General features: G+C 65.7%; 1 protein-coding gene. It reads right to left on the bottom strand.

Translation table 11 applies throughout. The features are described from left to right. The coding region (locus SGA01_RS40755; RefSeq protein WP_141303478.1) for an IS630 family transposase at positions 1-1,091 on the bottom strand (1,091 nt) is incomplete at its 3' end. Positions 1,092-1,129 lie beyond the last annotated feature (38 nt).

Below are 1,129 nucleotides of genomic sequence, written 5' to 3'. Positions count from 1 at the left end.
TAGTGATCTGAGTCGGAGATTCGTCGGCAGTAGGCGGCGACTTTGTCGAGGATCTCGTCGGCGGTCTTCGTCCAGACGAACGGTCTGGGGTGCTCGTTCCAGTCCGCGAGCCAGGCTCGGATGTCGCGTTCGAGGGCTTGGACGGAGCGGTGGACGCCGCGCTTGAGCTTCTTCTGGGTCAGCTCGGCGAACCACCGCTCGACCAGGTTCAGCCAGGACGCGCTGGTCGGCGTGAAGTGCAGGTGGAACCGCGGATGGGCCAGCAACCACTTCTTGACGTCGGGAGTCTTGTGGGTCGCGTAGTTGTCCAGGATCAGATGAACCTGCAGATCAGCCGGGACTTCCTTGTCGAGCTTGGTCAGGAACTTCTTGAACTCCGCTGCCCGGTGGCGGCGATGAAGGGAGCCGATGACCTTGCCGGTGGCGACCTCCAGGGCAGCGAACAGGGTGGTGGTGCCGGCGCGGATGTAGTCGTGGCTGCGGCGTTCGGGAACGCCGGGCATCATCGGCAGGACCGGCTGGGACCGGTCCAGGGCCTGGATCTGCGACTTCTCGTCCACGCAGAGCACCAGGGCCTTCTCCGGCGGGTCGAGATACAGGCCGACGACGTCGCGGACCTTGTCGATGAACAGCGGGTCCGTCGACAGTTTGAACGTCTGCGACCGGTGCGGCGCCAGGGCGAACGCCCGCCAGATCCGCGAGACCGTCGACTGTGACATACCCGTGGCCGCGGCCATCGACCTCGTCGACCAGTGGGTGGCGTTCTTCGGTGTCTCCTCAAGCGTCTTGACGATGACCCGCTCGACGTCAGCGTCGGTGATCTTCCGTGGGACGCCGGGCCGCGGGTCGTCGCACAAGCCGTCCAGTCCCCGCTCGATGAACCGGCGCCGCCAGGTGCGGACCGTGTCCGGAGCGATCCGCAGCCGGCGGGACACTTCCATGATCGAGTGGCCTTCGGCGCACTCCAGCACGATCCGCGACCGCTGAGCCAAAGCCTGAGCCGTCGCACGGCGACGTAACCAGCCCTCCAGCACCGCCCGCTGGGCATCAGTGACCGACAACGGCGGAATCTTCGGACCCGGACGACTCATGCCCAACCAACGACGAATCTCTGACTCAGGTCACTAGG

Origin of the sequence: Streptomyces gardneri, from assembly GCF_006539185.1 — a bacterium.
Taxonomy (GTDB): Bacteria; Actinomycetota; Actinomycetes; order Streptomycetales; family Streptomycetaceae; genus Streptomyces; species Streptomyces gardneri.
The sequence above is the reverse complement of the archived record's forward strand: the minus strand, read 5'-3'. Positions and strand labels throughout refer to the sequence as shown.